Origin of the sequence: Actinomyces sp. 2119, from assembly GCF_003591215.1 — a bacterium.
Classification (GTDB): Bacteria; Actinomycetota; Actinomycetes; order Actinomycetales; family Actinomycetaceae; genus Actinomyces; species Actinomyces lilanjuaniae.
Genome location: NZ_QYRR01000007.1, coordinates 24,372 through 47,468 on the forward strand (window position 1 = coordinate 24,372; position 23,097 = coordinate 47,468).

Annotated in this window: 21 protein-coding genes and 1 tRNA gene; 9 read left to right on the forward strand and 13 right to left on the reverse strand. The window is 70.2% G+C overall.

Features of this window, described 5'->3' with window-relative positions; all coding sequences use genetic code 11:
• Positions 1–110: 110 nt before the first annotated feature.
• A complete protein-coding gene (locus tag D4740_RS12910; RefSeq protein WP_182911386.1) occupies positions 111–500 on the reverse strand; it encodes a hypothetical protein in 390 nt (129 codons plus the stop codon).
• Positions 501–590: 90 nt separating this feature from the next.
• On the opposite strand from D4740_RS12910, the gene D4740_RS12915 reads away from it, so the two are divergent.
• The gene (locus D4740_RS12915) at positions 591–1,142 is read left to right on the forward strand and encodes a hypothetical protein (protein WP_162933749.1); all 552 of its coding nucleotides are present in this window, start codon (positions 591–593) and stop codon (positions 1,140–1,142) included.
• Between the two features lie 385 nt (positions 1,143–1,527).
• Positions 1,528–2,424, forward strand: coding sequence for an alpha/beta fold hydrolase (locus tag D4740_RS09500; RefSeq protein WP_119836716.1), 897 nt, complete (start codon positions 1,528–1,530; stop codon positions 2,422–2,424).
• A 96-nt stretch (positions 2,425–2,520) separates the two neighbouring features.
• On the opposite strand, the gene nth is transcribed toward D4740_RS09500, so the two are convergent.
• The gene (nth, locus tag D4740_RS09505; protein WP_396027243.1) at positions 2,521–3,165 is read right to left on the reverse strand and encodes an endonuclease III; all 645 of its coding nucleotides are present in this window, start codon (positions 3,163–3,165) and stop codon (positions 2,521–2,523) included.
• A gap of 284 nt (positions 3,166–3,449) precedes the next feature.
• On the opposite strand from nth, the gene D4740_RS09510 reads away from it, so the two are divergent.
• Positions 3,450–4,127: a Crp/Fnr family transcriptional regulator gene (locus tag D4740_RS09510; protein WP_119836717.1), complete on the forward strand. Its 678-nt coding sequence runs from the start codon at positions 3,450–3,452 to the stop codon at positions 4,125–4,127.
• Between the two features lie 93 nt (positions 4,128–4,220).
• Here D4740_RS09510 and D4740_RS09515 read toward each other — a convergent pair whose 3' ends face one another.
• Both D4740_RS09515 and D4740_RS09520 read right to left on the reverse strand, forming a co-directional pair.
• Complete coding sequence (locus tag D4740_RS09515; RefSeq protein WP_119836718.1) at positions 4,221–4,385, reverse strand: DUF4177 domain-containing protein; 165 nt, start codon at positions 4,383–4,385, stop codon at positions 4,221–4,223.
• Positions 4,386–4,542: 157 nt separating this feature from the next.
• The gene (locus D4740_RS09520) at positions 4,543–4,878 is read right to left on the reverse strand and encodes a WhiB family transcriptional regulator (protein WP_119836719.1); all 336 of its coding nucleotides are present in this window, start codon (positions 4,876–4,878) and stop codon (positions 4,543–4,545) included.
• A gap of 678 nt (positions 4,879–5,556) precedes the next feature.
• On the opposite strand from D4740_RS09520, the gene D4740_RS09525 reads away from it, so the two are divergent.
• Together D4740_RS09525 and D4740_RS09530 are read left to right on the forward strand one after the other, a co-directional pair.
• A complete protein-coding gene (locus tag D4740_RS09525; RefSeq protein ID WP_119836720.1) occupies positions 5,557–7,668 on the forward strand; it encodes a transglycosylase domain-containing protein in 2,112 nt (703 codons plus the stop codon).
• 3 nt (positions 7,669–7,671) lie between these two features.
• The gene (locus D4740_RS09530) at positions 7,672–8,715 is read left to right on the forward strand and encodes a metallophosphoesterase (RefSeq protein ID WP_220475030.1); all 1,044 of its coding nucleotides are present in this window, start codon (positions 7,672–7,674) and stop codon (positions 8,713–8,715) included.
• Between the two features lie 113 nt (positions 8,716–8,828).
• Here the strand turns inward: D4740_RS09530 and D4740_RS09535 are convergent, their stop codons facing one another.
• From D4740_RS09535 to D4740_RS09565, 7 genes are all read right to left on the reverse strand, one after another.
• Positions 8,829–9,788: an SDR family oxidoreductase gene (locus tag D4740_RS09535; protein WP_243106864.1), complete on the reverse strand. Its 960-nt coding sequence runs from the start codon at positions 9,786–9,788 to the stop codon at positions 8,829–8,831.
• A 61-nt stretch (positions 9,789–9,849) separates the two neighbouring features.
• Complete coding sequence (locus tag D4740_RS09540) at positions 9,850–10,398, reverse strand: NAD(P)H-dependent oxidoreductase (protein WP_119836721.1); 549 nt, start codon at positions 10,396–10,398, stop codon at positions 9,850–9,852.
• Positions 10,395–11,186, reverse strand: a complete 792-nt coding sequence (locus D4740_RS09545; RefSeq protein WP_119836722.1) for an ABC transporter permease — start codon at positions 11,184–11,186, stop codon at positions 10,395–10,397. Before D4740_RS09545 ends, D4740_RS09540 begins: the two co-directional genes overlap by 4 nt.
• Entirely contained in the window at positions 11,183–12,325 is a 1,143-nt protein-coding gene (locus D4740_RS09550; RefSeq protein ID WP_182911388.1) for an ABC transporter substrate-binding protein, read from the reverse strand. The genes D4740_RS09545 and D4740_RS09550 overlap by 4 nt, the downstream gene beginning before the upstream one ends.
• The gene (locus tag D4740_RS09555; RefSeq protein ID WP_119836724.1) at positions 12,312–13,151 is read right to left on the reverse strand and encodes an ATP-binding cassette domain-containing protein; all 840 of its coding nucleotides are present in this window, start codon (positions 13,149–13,151) and stop codon (positions 12,312–12,314) included. The genes D4740_RS09550 and D4740_RS09555 overlap by 14 nt, the downstream gene beginning before the upstream one ends.
• On the reverse strand, positions 13,127–14,290 hold the full coding sequence (locus D4740_RS09560; RefSeq protein ID WP_119836725.1) for an acyl-CoA dehydrogenase family protein: 1,164 nt from the start codon (positions 14,288–14,290) through the stop codon (positions 13,127–13,129). Before D4740_RS09560 ends, D4740_RS09555 begins: the two co-directional genes overlap by 25 nt.
• Before the next feature lies 1 nt (position 14,291).
• A complete protein-coding gene (locus tag D4740_RS09565; protein ID WP_119836726.1) occupies positions 14,292–14,852 on the reverse strand; it encodes a DUF4242 domain-containing protein in 561 nt (186 codons plus the stop codon).
• Between the two features lie 847 nt (positions 14,853–15,699).
• On the opposite strand from D4740_RS09565, the gene D4740_RS09570 reads away from it, so the two are divergent.
• Positions 15,700–15,776 (forward strand) — tRNA-Pro (locus tag D4740_RS09570).
• Between the two features lie 426 nt (positions 15,777–16,202).
• Here the strand turns inward: D4740_RS09570 and D4740_RS09575 are convergent.
• Together D4740_RS09575 and D4740_RS09580 are read right to left on the reverse strand one after the other, a co-directional pair.
• Positions 16,203–16,544: a YdeI/OmpD-associated family protein gene (locus D4740_RS09575; protein ID WP_310732080.1), complete on the reverse strand. Its 342-nt coding sequence runs from the start codon at positions 16,542–16,544 to the stop codon at positions 16,203–16,205.
• A 155-nt stretch (positions 16,545–16,699) separates the two neighbouring features.
• Positions 16,700–18,031: an ATP-binding protein gene (locus D4740_RS09580; protein ID WP_119836727.1), complete on the reverse strand. Its 1,332-nt coding sequence runs from the start codon at positions 18,029–18,031 to the stop codon at positions 16,700–16,702.
• Positions 18,032–18,490: 459 nt separating this feature from the next.
• Here D4740_RS09580 and cas3u point away from each other — a divergent pair, with 459 nt between their 5' ends.
• From cas3u to D4740_RS09595, 3 genes are read left to right on the forward strand one after another with little or no spacing between them, the layout of a single operon-like run.
• Positions 18,491–21,421 carry a type I-U CRISPR-associated helicase/endonuclease Cas3 gene (gene cas3u / locus D4740_RS09585; RefSeq protein ID WP_119836728.1) on the forward strand — a complete coding sequence of 977 codons (2,931 nt, stop codon included), beginning with the start codon at positions 18,491–18,493 and terminating at the stop codon, positions 21,419–21,421.
• Positions 21,411–22,436, forward strand: coding sequence for a hypothetical protein (locus D4740_RS09590; protein WP_182911389.1), 1,026 nt, complete (start codon positions 21,411–21,413; stop codon positions 22,434–22,436). The genes cas3u and D4740_RS09590 overlap by 11 nt, the downstream gene beginning before the upstream one ends.
• Positions 22,429–23,001: a type I-E CRISPR-associated protein Cas6/Cse3/CasE gene (locus D4740_RS09595; RefSeq protein ID WP_119836729.1), complete on the forward strand. Its 573-nt coding sequence runs from the start codon at positions 22,429–22,431 to the stop codon at positions 22,999–23,001. The genes D4740_RS09590 and D4740_RS09595 overlap by 8 nt, the downstream gene beginning before the upstream one ends.
• Positions 23,002–23,097: the final 96 nt, after the last annotated feature.

Here is a 23,097-nt window from a genome sequence, read left to right on the forward strand (position 1 = left end):
GCGACTGGACCGGAAGCCGCACCAGGGCGGGCACGCCCCCCCATGGGCGGTACCACCACCCGGGGCGCCCGTGCCACCGTGGTCCCCACCGCACCCGCCTGGTGGCGGCGCTAGGCGTCCACCAGCAGGCACACCACCAGCAGGACCACGCTGAGCGTCACCTGGGCATGTCCCCGGCCGGTCCTCAGCCACAGCCAGCCGATCCAGCCTGGCATGCCGGAGCCCTCTTCAGCCCAATCCAGCCACTGGACCGCAGCGTTGTAGCCCGCGTGGTCCACCATGGCCAGCGCCAGGACCGCCGCAGGCAGCACCCACGCCAGGACCCGCCACCACGGCCTTCGGGTCCGCCACAGCACCAGCCCCAAGCCCACAGCCATGGCCACGCCCATTGTCCACACCTGGTGGCCCACCGCCATCGGTCCCGTTCCCGGGTCCAGCTCCGGGCCCAGCACGTAGCCGAGCAGCCCCGACTCCGGGACGGTGAGGAGCCCGCCGTCCACGGGTTGAGCGGGTACTCCAGCCGCTGCTCCCCGACGACCTGCTCCAGGAGGGTCGGAGGCGCCAGGCGGCGTACCGCATCCTCAGCCGCCGTGAAACCCGCACCGGCCGCGAACCCCAGAAGGCCCCAGTCCACCGCCGCCAGGCGACGCACCCACCCTGGCGCCACGAGCGCGACCACGAGCAGGGGCACCAGCTTGCCCGGCTCCTCCACAAAGGCGGCCAGAGCGATCCTGGCCCCGTCGTCCTGGACCGTGAGGCCCACGGCCTGCGCCACCTCCCGGGTGGCCAGCGCCACCACCAGCGCCCAGGCGGTGCTCAGCCCCAGCACCAGGGACAGCAGGCGCACGCCCACCGTCCGGGTGCGTGCCAGCAGCCCCATGACCAGCAGGCAGCCCATCATGAAGACCGCAGGCACCATCGCGACGGCCAGACGCGGCACCAGGAGCAGCGCCGCCACCAGCAGCACCAGTGTCACCACCTGGATCACCCGGGTCAGACGCGCCAGCGCGCGCACCAGCCCGGGACGGCGTCTCATCCACGCCTGGAAGGCGGCCACCGCCCGCTCCCAGACCTCAGGGGGCTCCTTCTGCGCCACACCCTCCGGCACCGCCGCGCGGTGGGTTCCCGGCATGATGCCGTAGCCCGACGGGCCAGCAGTCCCCACAGGAGAAGCACCCCCCGTGGAGGGTTCCGCCCCTGCGGGAACGCCCTGCCCCGGCACTGTCCCGTAGCCGCTACGCCCCTGGACCCCGGCGCCTCCACCGGGGTCCGACTCGTCAGGAGGTGCTCACGGAGCCCCTTCCGCTCGTGGTGCCAACGCGCCCGGTCAGGCCAGCCAGCAGCCGCTCAAACCAGTCCTGCAGCCACCAGGTCGGCAGCCTGTTGTCACGAGACTGCATCATCAGACAATCGGGTCACAAGCGTCGATGACGATCATGTGACTACCACCTCAGAACCACTCCTCGGAAAGCAGGGACGGGACTCTGGCGGCTCCCGCGAGCCCCGCCGTACCAGTAGGCTTCCGGAGTGCCTGTCATCGTCAACCGCCCCGGCCCCTGGACCCACCGCGACCTCACCGCAGGCGGCACCCGCTTCCACGCCGCCCTGGCCGGGCCGGAGACCACGACCGGCGCAGCAGGGACGCTGGTCCTGCTGGTCCACGGCTTCCCCGAGTGCTGGTGGACCTGGCGCCACGTCCTGCCCGCCCTGGCCCGGGAGGGGCACCGTGTGGCCGCCGTGGACCTGCGCGGCTTCGGCGGCTCCGACCGGCCGCCCTCGGACTACGACCTGGCCACCCTCGGCACCGACCTGGCGGGGGTCGTACGCAGCCTGGGCCACGAGCGGGTCGTCGTCGTCGGCTCGGGGCTAGGAGGCCAGGCCGCATGGACGCTGCCCCGGCTGGCACCGGACCTGACCGCAGCCATCGTGCCGGTGGGCGCCCCCCACCCCCTGGCAACACGCTCCCTGCGCGGCCGTGCCGTCTCCGGCCGCTCGCTGCAGTACCTGGGGCTGCAGGTCCGTGGCCTGGCGGAGCGCCGCCTGAGCACGCCAGCCAGGATGGAGCGGCTCCTGCGCTCCTGGGCCGCCCCCGCGACCCGCGACGCCCTGGGCCAGGCGGCCGACTACTACGCCCAGCTCATGGCCCGCCCTGGCGCCGCGCACACCGCACTGCAGCCCGCACGCCGCCTCCTTGTCTCACGCGCCGAGGCCACCACCCTGGGACAGCCGGTAGACGTGCCGGTCCTGTCCGTCCAGGGCGAGCTCGACCCGGTCCAGCCCGCCCAGGCCTACGCCCGGGACACCCACCGGGTGGCCGGCCGCCTCCAGCAAGTTACGATCCGCGGCGTGGGGCACTTCCCCCAGGAGGAGGCCCCCGAGGACCTGGTCAGGGTGCTGCTGCCCTTTTTGTCCGAGCACGCCTGAGGCGCACCCGGTAGGCAGCCAGGGGCATATCCGAGCTGCGGGTGCGAGGGTGGCTGCGGGCACAAGGGTGGTGACAGGCCGCTGCCCACTGCCGAGTCACACGCCCACCTGCGGGCACAGACCCGCCTCCAGCAGCACGCACTCCGAGCAGCGCGGCAAGCGGGCGGCGCACACGGACCGGCCGTGTGCGATGAGGCGATGGCAGCCGTCGGTCCACCGCGTCGGCTCCCACAGGTCAGCAATATCCTTCTCCACCCGAAGCGGGTTCTTCGACGTCGTCCACCCCAGCCGACGCGACAGGCGGCCGACGTGGGTGTCTACCGTAATCGCAGGGACGCCGAAGGCGTTGCCCAGGACGACGTTGGCTGTCTTGCGCCCGACACCGGGCAGGGACATCAGGGCCTCACGGTCACGAGGCACCTCTCCCCCAAACCGCTCGCACAGGCCGGCCCCGAGCCCCAGCAGGTGCCCCGCCTTGGCCCGCTGGAACCCCAGGGGGCGCAGCAGGTCCTCCAGCTCCTCACGCCGGGAGCCGGCCAGGGCGGCCGCGTCAGGACAGCGCCGAAACAGGGCCGGAGTGACCGTGTTGACGCGGGCGTCAGTCGTCTGGGCGGACAGCACCGTGGCCACCAGCAGCTGGAAGGGCCCGTCGTGGTCCAGGGAGCAACGCGCCTGCGGGTAGACACGACCCAGCTCCTCGTCCACCACCGCCGCGCGGTCCCGTGAAGTCGTTCGCGACACCGCAGCCTCCGTCAGCACCCGGGCTCCTCCCTGCTCCTCGTTCCTGACAGCGTTCCCGGCTCCTGCCCCAGGACCCCGGACCCTGGTGGCGCCGACACGCAGCCTACGCCCTCAGTCACAATCTCCGGCACAATCGTGGGTGCAGACACGATATCCCGCTTGACGTGCGACACGCACAGACTACAATGCTCGACGGCGTGCCTCAGGTCACAAGCCCGTGGCAGGATAGACCCGAGGGCTCCCGTCTCACGGGAGGCCAGCCCCAGCACCACCAGGAGGACCCCGTGGAAGACAACATCATCGCAAGGATCCCTCTCTTCGAGGGACTGGCTCCGCAAGAGCAGGAGGAACTGCGCGCCATGATGACGCAGACCACCCTGCGCCGTGGCGAGACCCTGTTCAACGAGGGCGACGCAGGCGACCGCCTCTACATCCTGCTCTCAGGCAAGGTAAAGCTCGGTCACGCCAGCGTGGACGGGCGCGAGAACCTTCTCGCCGTGCTCGGCCCGGGTGAGATCGTCGGCGAGCTCACCCTGTTTGACCCAGGACCGCGCTCCACCACCGCCAGCGCCGTAGCGCCCACCGAGCTGCTCACCCTGGACCATAACCAGCTCATGGACTTCGTGGAGTCCCACCCCCAGCTGGCCAAGGACATGCTGCGCTCGCTCGCCCAGCGCCTGCGCCGCACCAACACCGCCCTGGCAGACCTCGTCTTCTCCGACGTGCCCGGCCGCGTCGCCAAGGCCCTGCTCGACCTGGCCGACCGGTTCGGCTCCAACACGGAGGACGGCATCCACGTGCCTCACGACCTCACCCAGGAGGAGCTGGCCCAGCTCGTGGGTGCCTCGCGCGAAACCGTCAACAAGTCCCTGGCCGAGTTCGTCTCCCGCGGGTGGATCCGCCTGGAGGGGCGCGCCGTCACCCTGCTTGACATCGACCGGCTGCGCCGTCGCGCCCGCTGAGCAGCCAGGGCGCACCTCGGCGCCGCGCAACCGAGGGCGCCTTGGCTCCGGCGTCCCGGCTGCACCAGCCCGGGTCCGCCCGGCACAAGCCGCTCAGGAGGTCGCGCGCTTGAGGTAGGCAACCAGGTTGTCCGAGCCCGCAGGCCCCGGAACCACCTGGACGAGCTCCCACCCGTCAGCGCCCCATTGGTCGAGGATCTGCTTGGTCGCGTGGGTAATGAGCGGCACTGTGGCATATTCCCAGGTCGTGGCAGTCATGGCTCCCAGCCTAGGCGCGAGCAGCCCCCCGCCACAACACTACAACCAGGGAGGCACGGCACGGACGGAACCCCGGGGAGGAGACAATGGCGGAAACAATGGCAGGGAGGGCAGGGTCAGACCGGCCGCAAGCCCTGGAGACCTGCGAGGCAGGGACTTAGGAGGCACAGCGCACCCGCGTCAGGATACGCGGCGCACGCCGGGCGTGGATCTCGGCAACAAGGTCGTCGTCCTCACGCTGCAGCCACAGGCCCCAGTCGTCCACCTCGGGGAAGCGACGCAGGAGCGCCCGGCGCTCCCGCTCCGTCAGCCCTCCCCAGACACCAAAGCTGGACCCGGAGTTCAGAGCCTCGGCCAGGCACTCCATCCGCACGGGGCAGGAGAAGCACACCGACCTGATGTCACGCTGCTCCGCGCCCTTGCCAAAAAGGCGATCGGGGTCGATCGCCGTGCACGCCGCCCGCGTGGCCCAGGTCTGGTCATCTACTGACATAACTCCCCCAGTCACCTGTGCAATCAGTTGCAACTGACCTCGGTGTCAACCACATCACAACTGTTACGGTATGACAACCGAGCGTCACACGCAAAACCGTCTCGCCCCTGCCTCGCTCGACGCCCCGAGCACCCCACCCCGCCCCGCCCAGCCTCTTGTCAGCCTTCTTTTCGACAGGAACCCGACAGCGGAAGGCTTCCGCCCAGAGACCTCTTCATCGACACCGCGACTGCACCTGTACCCAGGTGCGTGCCGGGGACGGCTCGCCCTTGGCGCCACACCTGGATACAGGCGCCGCTGCGCCGATCGCGCACGTCCCGGGCCGCCGTCGCGCCCTCCACGCCACCCCGGCAGACGCAACCCAGGCCATTCCGGGGCACCAAACGCCCAGCACCGGGAGCACCCCCTACCCGCACACCAGCGTCCCCACCCTCGATTCCTCTGACAGCGAGACCACCATAGGCGCCGACGCCTGGCGGGCACGGGCAGGCGGCCCCCGGCCGGCCAGGGGAGGATGGGTGCCGACGCCCGTCGGGGCAGGGAGCAAGGACAGGGTGGCCGCCACTTGCCGTGGTGAGACACCGCTCACCACGGCGATATCGCCCCTCATTGCCCCTCTGGGTGAACAGCACCTGGACCGCCCCGCACAAGCGGCGCTCTTCCACGTAGGCTGGAGGCATGTCGAAGTCCTCCGTGCGCAGCCGATCACTGAGCCCGGCCCAGGCCGTGTCGATGCTCCTGGTGCTTCTGCTCTTCTCCAGCGCAGGCGGCATCCTCACCGCGGGATTTGCGGCCCCCCTGGTCGGGGCGTCCTCGGCGCTGACCAGTGCCGCGGCCCAGCTGTTCGACGAGCTTCCCAGCGACTTCAACGTCCAGGAGCCCAGCGAGGTCTCCGTCATCAAGGCTGCTGACGGCAGCGATATCGCCCAGTTCTACGCGGAGAACCGTATCGTGGTCCCCCTGGAGGACGTCTCCGTCAACCTGCAGAACGCGATCGTGGCCGTGGAGGACCAGCGCTTCTACCAGCACACGGGGGTGGACCCCACCGGAATCGTGCGCGCGCTGGTGTCCAACGCCCAGTCTGACGCCACCCAGGGTGGTTCCACCCTCACCCAGCAGTATGTGCGCAACGTCCTGGTCGAGGCCGGCATCCAGGAGGACGACCCCGCGCTGATCCAGGAGGCGACGGAGGGCACCATCCCCCGCAAGCTGCGCGAGATCAAGTACGCCCTGAGCCTGGAGCAGAAGTACTCCAAGCAGCAGATCCTTGAGGGCTACCTCAACATTGCAGCGTTCAGTCCCTCCACCTACGGGGTGGAGGCCTCGGCCCAGCACTACTTCTCCCACTCGGCCAAGGAGATGACCCTGGCCGAGGCCGCCCTCATGGCAGGTCTGACCAACGCGCCCAGCGTCTATGACCCGGTCACCAAGCCGGACGTGGCCAAGAACCGTATGGAGTGGGTGCTCAACAAGATGCTGGAGGAGGAGTTCATCACCCAGGAGGAGTACGACGAGGCCAACGCCACCAGCGTCGAGGACATGCTTGACGTGACCGACGACGTCGCCGGCTGCGGGGCGGCGGGCAACGCCGCCTACTTCTGCACCTACGTGGTCAACGAGATCCTCGGCTCGGACCTCTACGGCGAGGACCAGGCCGCGCGCCGCCAGCTGCTGCTGCGCGGTGGGCTGACCATCACCACCACGCTGGACCGAGCCAAGCAGGACGCCGCCTACGACTCCATCCAGGGCGTCATCCCCACCGGGGACCCCTCCCAGGCCAAGACGGCGGTCGTCTCCGTCGAGCCGGGAACCGGCCGGATCGTGTCCATGGCGCAGAACACGAACTTCGGTGACCCTAGTGAGAGCGACACGGAGGCGACCCAGGTGGTCTTCGCGGCGGACTCCCAGCACGGAGGCGTGCAGTCGGCAGAGGGGGGAGTCTCCGGGTTCCAGCCAGGATCCTCCTTCAAGGCCTTCATCCTGGCCCAGTGGTACCAGGAGGGCAGGTCCGGCTACACGACCCTCAACACCAAGCCGCGGATGTTCTCCGCCAGCTCGTGGAACATCTCCTGCGCCCCCGAGCTGGCGGACAGCTGGACCCCCAAGAACGTGGACTCCGGGCTGGACGGCTCCCACAACGTCATTGACTCCACCAAGCACTCCATCAACGTCGGTTACGCGGAGATGCTCAACCAGATGGACGTCTGCGCGGTGACGGACCTGGCAGCCTCCCTGGGAGTGACCAAGACTGACGGGTCCCCCATGGAGCCGCGACCCTCCATCGTGCTGGGGTCCCAGGAGACTCCTCCTCTGGCCATGGCCAACGCCTTCGCAACCTTCGCCGCGCACGGCGTCTACTGCAAGCCGATCGCCATCGACTCAATCCTGGACACTGACGGGGCTGAGATGGCAGTGCCCAGCGCCGACTGCAACCAGGTCATGGACGCCACCGCCGCCGACAAGACCGCCCAGACCCTGACTGCCACCTCTCAGTCGGGGGGAACCGCCCAGACAGCCAAGCTCTCCGGGCGGCCTACGGCCGGAAAGACCGGTACCACCGACAACAACGACAACGTCTGGTTCGTGGGCTTCACGCCCCAGCTGTCAACCGCCACCTGGGTGGGCCACTCTGACGGCTACCGGACCCTGAACAACCAGTACATCGGCGGACGCTTCTACGGCACGATCTACGGCTCCACGCTGGCCATCCCGATCTGGAAGGGTTACATGGAGGCCGCCCTGGACGGCGAGCCGGTGCAGGACTTCCCCTCAGTCAACCTGGCCGGCTGATCCGTGGCCCCCGGCTCTCCCCTGCGGACGGCGGTACGCGCTATCGGCGGGACTCTCGCCCTGGGCGGCGGGGTCCTGGCCTACAGCCTGCTGGAGGCGCGACGTCCTGTCCTGCGCCGCCTGGAGGTCCCGGTCCTGGCACCGGGGCAGCCGCCTGTGACGATCCTGCATCTGTCTGACCTGCACCTGACAGCCCATACCGAGGCCCTGGTGTCCTGGGTGCGAGGCCTGGCCCGTCTCTCGCCTGACGTCGTGGTCAATACAGGTGACAACCTGTCCCTGGCCTCCGGCCTGGAGCCGCTCTCACGTGCCCTGGAGCCCTTCCTGAGACTGCCCGGAGCCTTTGTCATGGGCGATCACGACTACCGCAGCACAGTCTTCAAGCTCCCGACCCGCTACCTGCGTCACGACCCGCGCACCGCGGACCGGCCCGGGAGCGACCCGGACGCGCTGCCGTGGGAGAAGGTCCGCGACCTCCAGTCCTGTGGCGGCTGGGTGGACCTGACAAACCGGCGCGGCCTGCTGCACGTGGGCGGGTACGGCATCGAGCTCGTGGGCGTGGACGACCCCCACGTGGATCGCGACGTCTTCCCGGCACCCGCACCGTCCGCGCACCCGGTGGGCTCCCCGGGGGACCCGCCCGTGCCCCTCACCGACACCTGGGGACGCAGGCTGCGCCTGGGCCTCCTCCACGCCCCCTACCGCAGGGTGCTGGAGGCGATGGAGGCTGACGGCGTCAGCCTGGCCCTAGCAGGCCACACCCACGGAGGCCAGCTGTGCGTACCCGGCTACGGGGCGCTGGTCACCAACTGCGACCTGGACAGGAGCCGTGCCTCCGGCCTGTCCTGGTGGCAGACAGGGCAGGCGGGGCGGACATCCTCGCCGCCCCGGGTCACCGCAGCAGCGTCGCAGGGGCAGGCAGGCTCACCACGGCCGTCAGGCATGTACCTGCACGTCTGCGCAGGCCTGGGAACCAGCCCGTACACGCCGGTACGCCTGGCCTGCCCGCCGCAGGCCACGCTGCTGACCCTACGCCCAGCCGACTGACCCAGCCCCGCTCCAGTCAGCAGATCCCGGGCCCTAGGCCAGGCGGCTCCGCTCCTGGTGGCACTGCTCCTCAGACGGGAAGTGCCCAGGCGCAGCAGGCCGGGCTTGCGGTGTCAGTGCCGCCAGCGTGCGAACCCGCCCTCAGAGCTGATGACCTGACCTGTCACCCACCGTGCCTCGTCAGTCAGCAGCCAGGTGATGAGCCGGGCAGCATCATCGGGCTCGCCCCAACGGCCGAAGGGAAACATCGGTGCTGTCTGCGCCATGTCCTCCCGCGTGGCGTAGCCGCTGTCTACCGGACCGGGGTTGACCGTGTTGACCCGGATATGCTGGTCGGCGAGCTGGTCGGCAACAGTGAGGGTGACGCCGGCCAGGGCCGCCTTGGCCGCGGCGTAAGCCACCTCCCCAGGCATGGGTCCCAGGCCCTGCCCGGAGGTAAGGAAGACGATGGCGCCACCACGCCAGGAGCTCCCCTCGGCTGAGGTCGCGCTCCCGCTGCCACCCGAAGCACCTCCGGGCCCAGCCGGATCGGCAGGTCCGCAGGCAGTGCCCGCACCAGTGCCGGGCTGCGCCCGGGCACGGGGCGCAGCCCCCAGGCCCGGCTGGGTGGCAAAAGCCTGGGCCAGCAGGAGGGAGGCGCGGGCGTCCACCGCCCAGTGGGCGTCCAGGACCTCCTCCGTTAGTGCCCCCAGCGCCCCGTCCGGCCCGCTCATCGCCTGGTTGCACACCAGGGCGTCCACCTTTCCCCGGGCCCGCAGCGCCGTGTCGAAGACCCGCTGGGGCTCGCCGGGGACTGCCAGGTCACCCGGCACGTCAACCAGGACCGCCCCTGGCCTCAGGTGGGAGCGCACAGAGTCCATGACGGCACCGATGTCGTCGGCTCCCCAGGGCTGGGCCGCGTCGTGGGGCGCGTAGTGGTGCGCCACGACGCTGGCCCCGTAGGCGGCCGCGCGGCAGGCGATGGCGTGCCCGATACCGCGACGGCGGCTTACCCCCGTGACAAGTACGGTACGTCCCTCCAAGGGCAGGGGGTCGCGGGTAAGGAAGCCACCTGGAAGAGTGTCACCAGCCACATCTGCAGTCAACCACACGCGGGCGGCCGGGACAAGGGCCGGGGCAAGGACGTGCGCCGCCTCAAGAGAACACCGGCTGGCGGGCCACGGCCTGGAAGCGGACCAGCTCCTCGGCGGCGGAGACTACTCGCGCCAGCAGCTCAGCACCCGGCTGCTGCCCCTGCCACTGGTCGGCCGTGACAAACAGGGCAGTGGGCAGCACCACCGCCCGCAGGCTGGCCAGCATGGGCCGCAGGCTCTGGTCCACCACCAGGGTGTGGCGCGTCGTGCCTCCCGTGGCCCCCACCAGCACCGGGACGCCCCGCAGGGCATCGCGCGGGAGCACGTCAAGAAAGGACTTGAGCAGCCCGGAGAAGGAGGCATTGACCGTCGGCGTGAGCAGGACGACGCCGTCGGCGCCTCCTACCGCCTCCACGGCCCGCTGCACCGGGGCGGTAAGGGTACCAGTGACCAGGGCCTGGGCCACCTCCCCGGCGAAGCCACGCAGCTCGACATGGTCGGCAGCCACGGCAGCTCCTCCGCACTCGGACACCGTGCGGGCCACGAGCCTCCCCAGGCGGCTCGTCCCGGAGGCAGGCGAGTGGCCGGCAGAGACCACGACCAGATTCATCTCTTCTCCTGTCTATCGCGTCGGGTGGACAGCGCCCAGCGGGCAACGGTGTCAACGAGGTAGCCCAGGCTCCCGATTACTAGGATGAGGGCAGTGACGTGGTGGTAGGCGAGCTGGTCCTTGGCGTTCATGATCTGGTAGCCCAGACCGCTGCTGACTCCCAGCATCTCGGCAGGAACCAGGACTACCCAGGCGATCCCCAGGGCCTGGCGGACCCCGGCCAGCAGCGCGGGCCGTATGGTGGGCCAGACCACGCGGTGCAGCGTCTCCCCACGCGTCGCCCCCAGGGAGCGGGCCACAGCGAGGTGGCCCGGGTCCACGCGTCGCACGCCGTCGGCGACACCGCTGAGAACCGGCCACACCGCAGCCGCGGCCACGAGCGCCACGACTGGACGGTCGCCGACGCCCAGGGCGATGATGACCACCGGCGCCCAGGACAGCGGGGAGACCATCCGCAGGAACAGCAGCACGGGCGAGGCGGCACGGTCCAGGCTGCGCCAGGAGCCGGTGACCAGTCCCGCGAGGGTACCCACGACCACTGCCAGGGTCAGCCCTCCCACCAGCCTGAAGACGCTGGCCGAGGCCGCGTCCAGGAGCGCGCCGTCCCCGGCCAGCTCCCCCAGTCCGGCCGGGGTGCGCACAGGTGAGAACTGTGCCACCAGGGGCCGACTGACGAGCAGGACGTCGGTGAGCAGCCACCACAGGCTGACGGCTGCCAGCACACCCAGGGCTGGCAGCACCGGGCGCCAGGCTCCCACCCGCCGACCTGACCTGGCGAGCACGCTCATAGTGACACCTCCTCACGGCGCGGTGGCACCGTGCGCCCGACACGTTCCAGAGCCGCGCGCACGAACCGGTCGTCGACAACAAGGTCGTGGGCCTGCACGGGGTCCAGACGCTCAAGGAAGGAGCGGTCACCGTCCACGGCCGTGTCGCCCAGCAGCCTCACCAGCTGCTCAGTGCAGGACGGGTGCGGAAAGGCAGAGAAGCCCAGACGCTCCCCGTGCCAGTCCGGGTGACTCACCCCACCGGGCTCAGGGCGTTGCAGCGCCCGGGCGACGGCGGTCTGGGACTGGGGCAGCCACCCGCCTCCTGTCAGCAACTCGGCGGCCTCCTGGCGGTGGGCCTCCAGCCAGTCCTGTGCCATGACGAGGCCGTCAAGAAGGGCGTGGACCGCGTCCGGAGCGGTGTCGATAAGCTCCTGGCGCACGACGACGCCGCAGCAGGCGTGGTCACGCCACACGTCACCCAGGAGACGGTGGACCCGGCCGGCCCCTTCCAGCTCGGCGACGGCACCGAAGGGGTCAGCCACCGTCATGCCCGCAATCGACCCGCTGGCCAGGGCGGAGACCATCTCCGCCGGAGGCATGACCACCAGCTCGACCTCCTGCGGCCCCGGTGAGACCCCGATGACGGGACGCAGGCCGCAGGCGGCGACCAGGTGCTGGGAGAGGACGGAGTGGATCGACCACCAGTAGGGCACGGCCAGCCTGCGACCCGCCAGCCGGGCAGTCTCGGTGACGGAGGTGGAGGTCACCATCGCCGAGCCGTTGGTGTGTCCCCAGGCCACCACGCGGACCGGGGCCTCCTGGGCCAGCCGCAGCTGCAGGGCCATGGGCAGCAGCATATGGACCACGTCCACCTCACCGACGACGAGCGCCTGGCCCACGGCGTCCCAGGATCGGAAGAGCACCGGCGGGGCCGAGGCAACCCCGGCGGCCTCCCACAGGCCCCGATGGTGAGCCACCAGCAGTGCGGCGGCGTCGGTGACGGGCAGGTACCCCACTCTCAGAGGACGGCCCAGCAGTCCCTGACCGCCGTCTCCGGGCGCGCCTGCCGCCTGCCACGCGCCCCGGCCCGCCAGGGAAGCCACCACGCCGAGCGAGGCCAGGTGCCCGGCGGTTCCCAGCAGGTCACGGCGCCGCACGGTGGTTCTCCGCAGTCCGGCCCGCAGCCGTCCCGGCCTGGTCCTCAGCCTGACCCCCGGCCCGGTCCTTGGTGGCCTGGGCGGTCCTCGGGTCCTCCTGGTCCTGGGTCGCTGGGGCGAGGCAGGCGTAGGCCTCGCGCAGGCTGCGCCGCAGCGGGTGGTGCAGGGCCGCCGCCTGGTCGGCGGCGGGCTCCGGGTTGGCCCAGCGGCGCGTCACCCGCCCGGCGGCGATCATGACGATGTCGTCAGCCAGCACAAGGGCCTCGTCCAGGTCATGGGTGACCAGGACGCTGCTGAGACCCCGCCCGGTCAGCTCTCGGCGCAGCCACAGCTGGAGGTCGGCGCGCGCAGCCGGGTCGAGCGCGCTGAAGGGCTCGTCCAGGATGAGTAGGTCGGGACGGATGGCCAGCGCCCGGGCGAAGGAGGCCCGCTGGGCCTGGCCACCCGAGACCTGGTCCGGGTAGGAGTGCGCCACCGGGGTTATCCCCAGCAGGTCCATCAGCTCTCCCACCAGGTCCTGGTCCACGTGGTTGGCTCGGAACTGCTGCCCCAGGGCGACGTTCTCCCTGATCGTCAGCCAGTCGAACAACAGGGGCTGCTGGCGCACGACCCCCTCACGCAGGCCTGAGGAGGACCACTCGATGCTGCCTGAGTCGGGGGCCAGTTCCCGGGTGAGCAGCCGCAGCAGCGTCGACTTCCCCGCACCACTGGGTCCCAGGACCGCCAGCTGGCGTCCTGCGGCAAGATCGAGGCTGACGTCGTTCAGCGCGTCCACGTCGCCGTAGCGGACCCGGGCGCGTCTCAGGCGAGCGAGGACAGTTCCCACCGCAGGTGTCCTTCCGAGGGAGACTGGACGGGGAGGAAGGCGGCCTCACGGAAGCGGCGTGAGGCGTCGGTCCTCTCCTGGTAGCCGCGCCCGCCCGCCAGGGTGGCCTCCAGCCGGGTGGCCCGACCTGCCAGGGAGGCTGCCTCCAGGCGCAGCCGCAGGACCTCGGCCATGCTGGCACTGCCGGTGTCGGCAGCCGCTGCCTCCCAGCGCTCACAGAACCGCTGCAGCTCGTGGGCCAGTATGGCGACGTCCTCGTGGAAGACCGTGTTGGCGCTCCGGTCCTGGGTGCTGCGGGCCTCCTCCAGGGAGCGCTGCGCCAGGCCCAGGCAGAAGGCGGACTGGAGGATGAGCATTGTCGGCTTGAAGCCCTGAGCCAGACTGGCCAGCTCGGTGCTGACCACCTGGCTGGGACCCACCGCGACGTCGTGCAGGCGGATCGTGCCTGAGGCCGTGGCGTTGAGGGCGAGAAGTCCGGTCACAGGCCGGACCTCCAGCGCCCGGGCCTCCACCCAGACCACAACCGTGCCCTGGGGGGTGCTGGCAGGCAGGACCACGACGGAGTCGTCACACAGGTTGGAGGCCCAGGGAATAAACCCGGTGAGCCGCCACCCCTGGCCGTCCGGCACCGCCCGGACGGCCAGGTCCCCCACCCCCGCCAGCCACTTGAGACCGGAGGCCATCGCCGTGCTGCCCAGACGCCTGCCAGCACGCAGCTCGCCGAGCACCGTCTGCGTGGCCTGGCTGCGCACGCCTCTGGCGAGGTAGTCCAGGACCATGCGGTGCGCCCACAGGCCGAAGGCGGTCGACATGCACTCCCTCGCCAGGGCGGCAATGAGCCAGGCGGGTGCGCGCACGTCGGCAGCCCTGGGGTCCTCGCCAAGGAGCTCCTGGACTCCCAGGTCAAGCAGCCCCGCCTCGCCCAGTCTGCTGAGCAGGGGGCGGGGGCTGGCCTGGCCGGAGTCGACCTGGCTGGCCAGGGCCGCCGCCTCACGGACAAAGGGAGCGGCGGCGTCGCGCAGAGCCTCCTGCCCGGTGTCGGTGCCCGTGGCCCAGAGAGGGGAACCGGGGGTGGGAGCGGAGCAGGCCGTGTCAGCAGGAGCGGACACGGTGGCTGTAGCAGAGGTGGCGGCTGTCATGTCAGGGCTCGACCTTCTCTAGGGCGTGCAGGCGGTCAATCGGGGTGGACACGGCATCACGTGCCCGACGGACGGCGTCCTCGTCCGGAGCGTTGTAGAGGCACAGGCACTTCTCCATGTCCTCACGCACGTAGGTGCGCAGGAAGCTGACCTCCGGCACCTGGGCGTACAGGGGCGACTTCTCCGCCTTGCGGGTGAGGTAGGTGTCCATGTCGATACCTGCCGGGATGTCCCATTCCACCAGGTAGCCTGCCTCCGGCCGGGAGGCCTTGACCTGGTCCAGCTCGGCGCCCACCAGGCGGACCTGGGCGGGCTCGGAGGCGGTGGCGGGCAGGGTGGCCGCGGCAGCAGCCGCGGACGCAGCGTCCTCGGCCTCCAGGATGACGAAGACAGTGGCCAGGTCGGCGGTCACCTGGGCCTCGATCAGCTCCACCGAGTGGGCGGGAGCCTCCTGGGAGAGGCGGCTGAGCAGCCCGGAGACGTCCGGGCGGGTCTGGGCCGAGCCGTCGCTGCCAGCCAGGGCCGACGAGGGCGTGAGCTCGACAAGGAAGAGCGTGGACATAGTGGTTCCTTTCTGGTGGTGAATACAGTGACGCGTGGTGTGGGTAAGGTCCCGGGCTGGGCAGGCAACAGAGACGTGCAGGGAGGAGGCGGAGCGGGTCGACGTCGCAGGGACGTAGGCACGTCTGGCGCCCTGGGCGGCTGTGGCGCCCCTCGGCTCCTTCGTCCCGCAAGAAGGCCAGCCGGATGCACGACAGTCACTCTGGTAAGCGGCAGGAGCCGCATCCGGCTGAGTCCCGCCCGCAGGCGCAGGCCCGTCCTCCTTACTCTGCTAGCCAGAGCAGAGTGTGACGGCTAGAAGCAGGAGGCCGCGCGCGAAGGACGCCGTAGATGACATCGCCCTGTCCCACCCTGGGCTCGGGCACGCCTTCGGGCGTACCTGGCAGGGGCGCGCAGCAGCGCTATCCCGCACCCGCTCCGGCGGACAGGCACCTCACATACACGACGCGCACGGACAACACATGACGCAGGAAGCGGCAACCTGCATCTGAGCCGCAGCCGACAGAGGTGTCAGTGGCGAGTTCAGCGAGGGGGTAACCGACATCGTGGTTCCTTTGCGTCAGTGGTCTGCCAGTGGGCTGCACTGGCGTGAGCACACGCTAGCCACAGCCGCCAGAGGAAAACCAGGCCCACCCCAGATAATTCACCGACTGCGAACGCGGTGAGCGGCCGACGGCGTGCGGCAGCAGCCGGGCTGCCGTGCCAGGTCGGCAGCAGTGGGGCTGGGCACCGGATAGAGACGACCACCAGCCCGCCCCGGCCCCACAGCCAGATCACGTGACCGAGCACTCAGGACACCTGATTTCCGTCCGTACCAGACGCACCGCTATAGTTGTCCCCGCCGCACTCGGGGTGTGGCGCAGCTTGGTAGCGCGCTTCGTTCGGGACGAAGAGGTCGTGGGTTCAAATCCCGCCACCCCGACCACCAGGGCCACCGCCAGCCGGGCGGCGGCCCTTTTTCGTTGGAACTACGCGGGAAGAAGTCACGGCTCAGGCCCAGGCTCCAGCAGGCAGCCGCTAGGAACACGGCACCAGAGTGCGGCAGGGACGATAGCGTCCTGCCCTTGACGGACACCGTGCCATCGCCAGCGAGGAGCTCGGCAAGTGACACGGCGGTCCCGCCCCGGCGTGACGGACACCAGGGCGCGGGGGAGGCGGGGGAGGACGACGGGTATATGCGTTATGGCGATGTGAGCCGCGCTAGAACGGTGACAGCCTGTCTCACGCGATGCAAGCGCCGCCGAATTCTGTCGCTCCTGGCTGACACAGCTCCAGGCCCCTACGACGTCGTTCGCCTCAGCCCGATCCACGTGAGCCAGGATGGCACAACGCACGCTGGGATGACACCGCCTCACGACCTATGGCTGGGGTGGTTGGCGCGGATGTTGTGTGCCGCCAGCTCGACGGTCCTGGTGATCCGGCGCTGACGTGTCTCCAGCTTCTTTGCGCTGGACATCCACAGCAGGATGAGTCGTGGTGAGGACGAGGGGAAGGCCGAGAAGCGGGCCAGCGCCTGCTGGCCCGCCCCCAGCTGCTCCTGGGGCTGCGCTGGTGGAACTTCAGGTAGCAGCTGTCGCGGTCGCGCCTCACGGCCTTGCTGTCGACCCAGCCGAAGCACAGCGCGTGCTCGATGGCGTCGCGGAAGCGCACGCTGGCCTGGGCAATCACCATGTCGGCAGCCAGGCAGAGCCACTAACCGTCCTGGCCACCCCGCTGCCGGGCACCCGCACCCCGTACCCGCCTGTCCTGGCCAGAGCCTCTGGGGGCCGCTCTACCCCATCGAGCCTCAGCAGCCTTCCTCACAGGCCCGGGAGAGCAGCGCCAGCACTCCCAGAGCCACACCCCCTCTCACGGACCCAGCAGCGCGGCAGGGACAACGGCGACACCGTCCTCGTCCCGATAAGCATAGGTACCCGTGGTGATGACCACGGCGTCGGCCAGCGTCGGCCCCAGGCGTTCACGCAGCCACAACAGGTGCCTGGTGTCCCCACTGCGGGGGGCAGCAGTGGCCTTGACCTCAATGGCGACGACGCGCCGGTCGGGCCCCTCAACGATAAGGTCGACCTCCTGCGCCCCTCCCTTGGTGCGCAGGTGGCTGACCTTGGCGTCGGCCAGGCTCGCATAGACCTGGATGCTCTGGGTCACCAGGGACTCGTAGAGAGGGCCGAGCAGCCGCTGGCGCCTGGGAACACCTGAGGGGACGTCCTGCACCTTGTAGCCCACGCCGAGCAAGCCGGCGCTTCCGATGTTGAGAAGCCGAGCGGCCAGCGCAGGATCGCACAGGTGGTGCTTGTCACTCCGGTTGACCCGGGCCAGCCCGCCCTGGCCCGGCGTCCACCCCGGCACCGGGTCGAGGATCCACATGGCTTCCAGAAGGTCCCGGTACTGACGGGTCGTGGACTGAGCGGGAACACTGCCCAGTACCCGGGACGTGTTCCTGCTAAGGCTGTCGTAGGTAGTGGGGGTGGACACCGCGGCGGCGTAGGCTCGTAACCAGTCCAGGAGGGTGCGGGCACGGCGAGCGGCACGTGTGCGCCGGGTAGCGCGAGCAGGCCGAAGGGACTCCTCAGCAAGGTCGTGCCGGACGGTCTGCTCAATATAGGCGTCAAGCTGAGCCTCTCGTGCCGCCCGCGGCAGATCTCGGATCCCCGGGAAACCGGAGCGCAGGATCTCCTCGACATAGCGCTCAAGGCCGACAGCGGTCCTGCCCTCAACGGCAGCCCTCCCCTCACCGACCAGCAGTGCAGCCAGCGAGACCGTGGGCTCGTCCAGCGCCCGCTCCGCCAGGCTGAGCGGGCGCATCCGGAGGGTGAGGATGCGCCCGGCGCCGGTGTGGACAGGCGATGTGGCGGGTGACGCCAAGCCGGTCAGGATGAAGCGGCCGGGAGTCAGGTCGCTGTCGACTGCCCGGCGCACGCGGTCCCAGACCTCAGGCAGACGCTGCCACTCGTCAAGGACCACTGGCGGCTCAAGCCCCTCGACGAACCGTGCCCCCAGGCGGGCCAGCTGCTCACGCTCATCGGGGTCGTCGATAGCCACGAAGGTCCGCCCGTGCTGCCTAGCGGTCCAGGTCTTGCCCACACCACGTGCGCCCTCAATGCTGATCGCCGCAAGACCGCCCAGCAGCGCGCCCAGCCGACGGTCGACGAGGCGGGCATAGTGCGAGGACGGCGCGGCCATGCTCCAATCGTAGGCTCCAGGCTCCCGAGCGAAAGCCGGCAACCCCCAACCGAATCACTTTGGTCGGACTACCAGACTCACTTTGGTCCGCTTATCAGACTCGCTTTGGTCGGGTCAGTCACCCCTCTCGGTCACGCAGGTGAGGCCATGCATGGTCGCAGGGCGTCAGTGCAATGCGCAGTGCAATGCGCAGTGCAATGCATCTGACGCATGCCTGGTCCGTCAGCCAGGACCACGAGTCGACACACCATCACCCAATAAATACGTTATTTATTGTACGTATATCTGCAACGAGACCGCTGCTATGTTAGGAACTAGCCGCACAGCAGCACCGATCAGACGATCAAGTAGGTGCGGGTTGAGGGGTTCCCATGTTCCACATGGTCACGTCCGAGCCCTCGCCCCGAGTGATCGGGGGTTTACTCAACGTTCCAATGTTAATCTGCAAGAAGGTGTGCAGTGGCCGTTCCCGCGTTCTCCGACGTCTTTCACGCAGCCACGGGCCATGCGCCCCGGGAGTACCAGGCGCGTCTCGCGGCACGCCTCGTCACGGGCGACGTCCCCACGACTCTTGACGTCCCCACCGGCACGGGAAAGACCGCTGCCGCCCTCGTAGGGTGGCTGTACGCCCTCGCGGCCGACGCCGCCTCGGCACGGACGCAACAGCGCCCTCGAAAGGTTGCCCTGCGCCTGCACGTGGCGACCGTGCGTCGCGTGATCGTCGATGACACCGCCCGCTGTGCCGAGGAACTCGCAGAGCTCGTTAACGCGGCGACCACGGGCGCACTGGCAGAGATGGCCGCCTCCTTGCGCAACGGGCTCAGCCTGGAGCCCCGGGAGCCGGTACTGGAGGTGCGCCGCCTGCGGGGCGGTCTCGGCCCTGAGAACGGCCCCACCGAGCACACCCGCTACCCCAGCCGCCCGGCGATCGTCGTGGGCACTCTTGACATGCTGTGCTCCCGCCTGCTGTTCCGGGGCTACCAGCTCCCACCCCGACGCCGCAGCATTGACGCCGCCCTGACGGGGGCCGACTCCTGGTGGGTGCTTGATGAGGCACACCTCGCCTCACAGGCCCAGGCCACCCTGGACGTCCTGCGCACCCACGAGTCGGCGCTCGAGGGGCGGTTCAGCGGGACCGTCCCCGGCCTGCAGGTCATGGCCATGACTGCTACCCCGGGCTCCTCCGCCCCCGCCAGCGCTGCGGCAGCAGCAGGTCATGACGTCCTCACCTGGGACGCGGGCGAGGAGGAGCGGCGCGACCCGGGCCTGGCACGTCGCAGGGCCGCACGCGCAGCCGTGCCCGTGACGTTGCGGGCTGAGAAGGGGAGCAGCGCCGACGGCCTGGCCGATGCAGCCAGGCAGCTGGTTCCCAGCCTGACCACGGGGCAGTCTGTCGTCGTCTTCTGCACCACGGTTGCCACCGCGAAGAAAGTGCGGACCACGCTGGGCAGGACACTAGGCACAGCAGCACCGGACAAGAAGACGCGGACCGCGCCGAGCACGTCCCACGCCGAGCATGACGTCGACCTGGAACTGCTCATCGGGGGCATGCCCGAGCGCCTGACCGGGCAGGTCACCGAGCGGCTCGCCCCCTACCGGACCGGCAGCCGACGCCGGGAGCAGGCGCCACCCACCGTCATCGTCGCGACCTCCACGCTCGAGGTCGGCGCGGACCTGGACCTCACCCACCTGGTGACCGAGGCCTGCAGCGCCGACTCCCTCATCCAGCGCCTCGGCCGTGTCAACCGGGTCGGCGCCCGCGAGGACGGGTCAGTGACCATCGTCCATACACCAGGAAAACCCGACCCCGTCCACGGTGCCGCCGCCGAGGCCGTCATCGACGCCATCAAGGACGCGGGCACGCTCGGCGAGGTGGCCACCCTGCTGAGGCAGGCGCCGGATCCCGCCGCGCTGCGCCGCCCCCAGCAGGTGCCCACCCTCCTGCCCCCCTCCGTCCTGGCCGCGTACCTGCGCACCGCGGGCTCACGCAACGACCCTCCGGTGGCTCCGTGGATCCACGAGATCGCCGACCCCCGCGCCGAGGTGACGGTGGTTGTGCGCCATGGCGTCGCCCTCATGGACAAGCCGGAGGGAGAGGCGCTGCTGGAGGACCTGGAGCTCGCGCCGCCGGACCTGCGTGCCGAGGGGTGGACCATCCGTCTTGCCGACCTGCCCGACCTGGTGGGCGAGCTCGGGACGTCGCCCTTCGTCCTCCTGGATCCGGCCTCATCCTCCCCCCGTGTGCTCCACGGCACCCAGGATGCCCGCTTCGTCACCTCTGGCAGCGTCGTGGTCATCGACGCGAACGCTGCTCCCAAGGCGCTCGGCGTGGGCAGCACCGACAAGAAACTGGACCTGTCCCAACGTCACCTCCTGCCTCAGGCCACCCTTGAGGAGGTCAGCATGCGGCTGGAACAGCTGGCCAGGCGGGCAGGATCCGAGGTCACCGGACCGACGACGGCCGCCAGCCCCTCCGTGGTCCTCGCTGACCTCGCGGGACAGGCTGGACGTCTCCCTGACCACTCCACCGCTGTCGAGCAGGCCAGGGCCGAGGTGCTGCCCGAGCTCGCAGATGAGCTGAAGACACCCCCGGGGTGGCTCCTGGAGACCGAGGTGCTGGGCAAGAGCCTCGACCACCCGTGGCTGAGGATCTCCCTCATACGCCCACCTGAGAAGGAGCCACGCCCCCGGGCTGTCGCACTGGCTGGCCATAACGAGGCGGTCGGAGCCCTGGCAGAGCGGTGGGCACGTGCCATCGGCCTGCCTCCAGAGGTCGTGGAGGACGTCGCCCTGGCCGGACGCTGGCACGACGAGGGAAAGGGAGCGTCAGAGTCCTTTCAAGCCGCCCTGGCCATGCGGGAGGACATGGACGGCTGGCTGGTTCCCGCCGACTCGCAACCAACCAGGCCGCTCGCCAAGTCCGCGCTTCCCCGTCGACTGTGGAGGCGCTCCACCCGGCTGGCGGGCGTACCCGATGCGTGGCGGCACGAGGCCGCCTCGACACGCCTGCTGGACGTGGCGATCCAGGCCGGAAGAGCCACCCCCCATGACGCCGACCTGGTGCGCCACCTGATCCTCACCCACCACGGGTTCTTCCGGGGCCCCGGCCCGGTGTACCCGGACTCCGGGACCCGCAGCGGCGCGGGCCCGGTCGCGCACGAGCCCTACCAGGATCCTGGCTCCACCCGGTGGAGGCGCCAGGTCACTGCCGTTCACCGTCTCAGCGCCCGGTACGGTCCCTACAGCCTCGCCCTGGCCGAGGCTGTGCTCCGGCTTGCGGACTGGGAGGTCTCCAGGAGGGAGCAGAGCGACACTGCCGCGCACGCGGCTCCACGGCACGACACACAAGACCCCAGCGCGTCCAGGAGGGAGCAGGCTGATGACCGCTGAGACCACCGAGAGCCCTGCACCCGGTAGGACTCATGGTTCCGCCCAGGACCAGGACGGACAGGACTGGGTCGACCACGTGCTGGCGGCCTTCTCAGGCCGTCGGGCCGACCACGTGCTGGCAGCCTGGGGCCTCACCTCGCTGCTTCCCGGAAGTACCGTGCACTTCGTGGGCACGTGGAAGGTCCCTGTGATCCGCCTGCAGGGCGGGCCCTCCCGGCTTGCCGAGACGGCCGGGAACGCCCTGGTGGAAACCACCTGGGACCTTGAGCGCCGGGCGCTGTGGTCAATCACGACGACCGTGCCGCCGCGCTCCGCGGCAAACAGGATGTCCACAAACGCCTGGAAAGAGAGCGTCCAGCGGGGCGCCCTGGTGGCCGCTGGTGTCCTCCAGGGAGTCGACATGTCTGCTGCCGCTGGGTCTCCCGGCAAGAAGGCGGACCTTCCGGTGCGGGCAGCCGACCTCACGCTGCTCAGCGGGAGGAGCTACACGGCCAAGTCGGTCCAGGACACCTGGGAGCTTCTAGGAGCCAGGACGGCTGAGCAGGCACACTCCCGTGCCACCACCGAGATCCGCCGCCTGCTGGACGGCGAGACCACCCTTGCCCAGGCCAAGCCTGGTCTGCGCTTCTCCGCCAACCAGCCGACTCCCCGGCTGACCAGCGGATCCGAGGAATGCGACGTCCTCCCCCTGGTGGACCTCCTGGCCTTCTGCGGCCAGCTCCTCCTCCAGCCCCGGCAGCACGCCGTCACTGGCAGACCTGACCGTTCCGAGCCCGAGGCGGCAAACAGCTCAGGCAAAGCCTTCTCCTGGGTCCTCAACCCTGTCCCGCTGGACATCGAGGCCGTCGTCGCCATCCATGAGAGCCCGCCGGAGAACCTTTCCTGGCCCAGATGGACCTCCCAGATCCGCTCCACCGAGGGCTCCGCGAAGATCAGCTTCCTGACGTACTCGCGACCTGAACCGTCGTCCACGAGGACCACGCCAACGGCCACACAAGGAGCAGACCGTGCCTGACCAGGTGATCACCCACGCTCTTGCCGACGCCCTGCCATCACTCGGCTCCCCCGACGGCGTCCACCGCCTGGCCATGTCACCCCTGCCTGACCTCGCGGGAGCCTCCCGCGCGATCCGGGCAGACCTCGGCATCCTGTACCGGGTGTCCCTGCCCACCGAGCACGGCGGGCAGAGCGGCAAGGTGGCGATCCGCTACCGGGCCCCGCTCACGATCACTGGCGCCGTAGCGGTCGAGGGGCCTGAGGACCTTGCGGTGGGACAGCGCTTCACGGTCCGACTCGTGGCGGAGAAGCGGCACGAGGACTCTGGCGGGCGCACCCACGCCCGCCCGGTCCGCGACGAGGAGGCTGAGAGCTGGTGCCAGGCGCTACTGCACCGCCACGGCATCAAGGCTGACGACCTCGTCGTGTCGCCTCGATGGAAGGTCGGGCGGCCCGGCGCGAGGTCCTTCACGGTGCGGGACCTCACCGCCACGGTCACCGGGCTCACGGCCGACTGCACAGCCTTCACCCGGGGGCTCGGCCGGGGCAAGAGCTTTGGCTACGGCATGCCCCTAGTCCTATGAGGTGACGACCTGGCCCCAGGCAGCACCCGCACCCGCGTCCCGACCTGCCTGCTGACCGGGCTGGCCTGCCGCTCACCCCGGCACCCGCACCCCGCG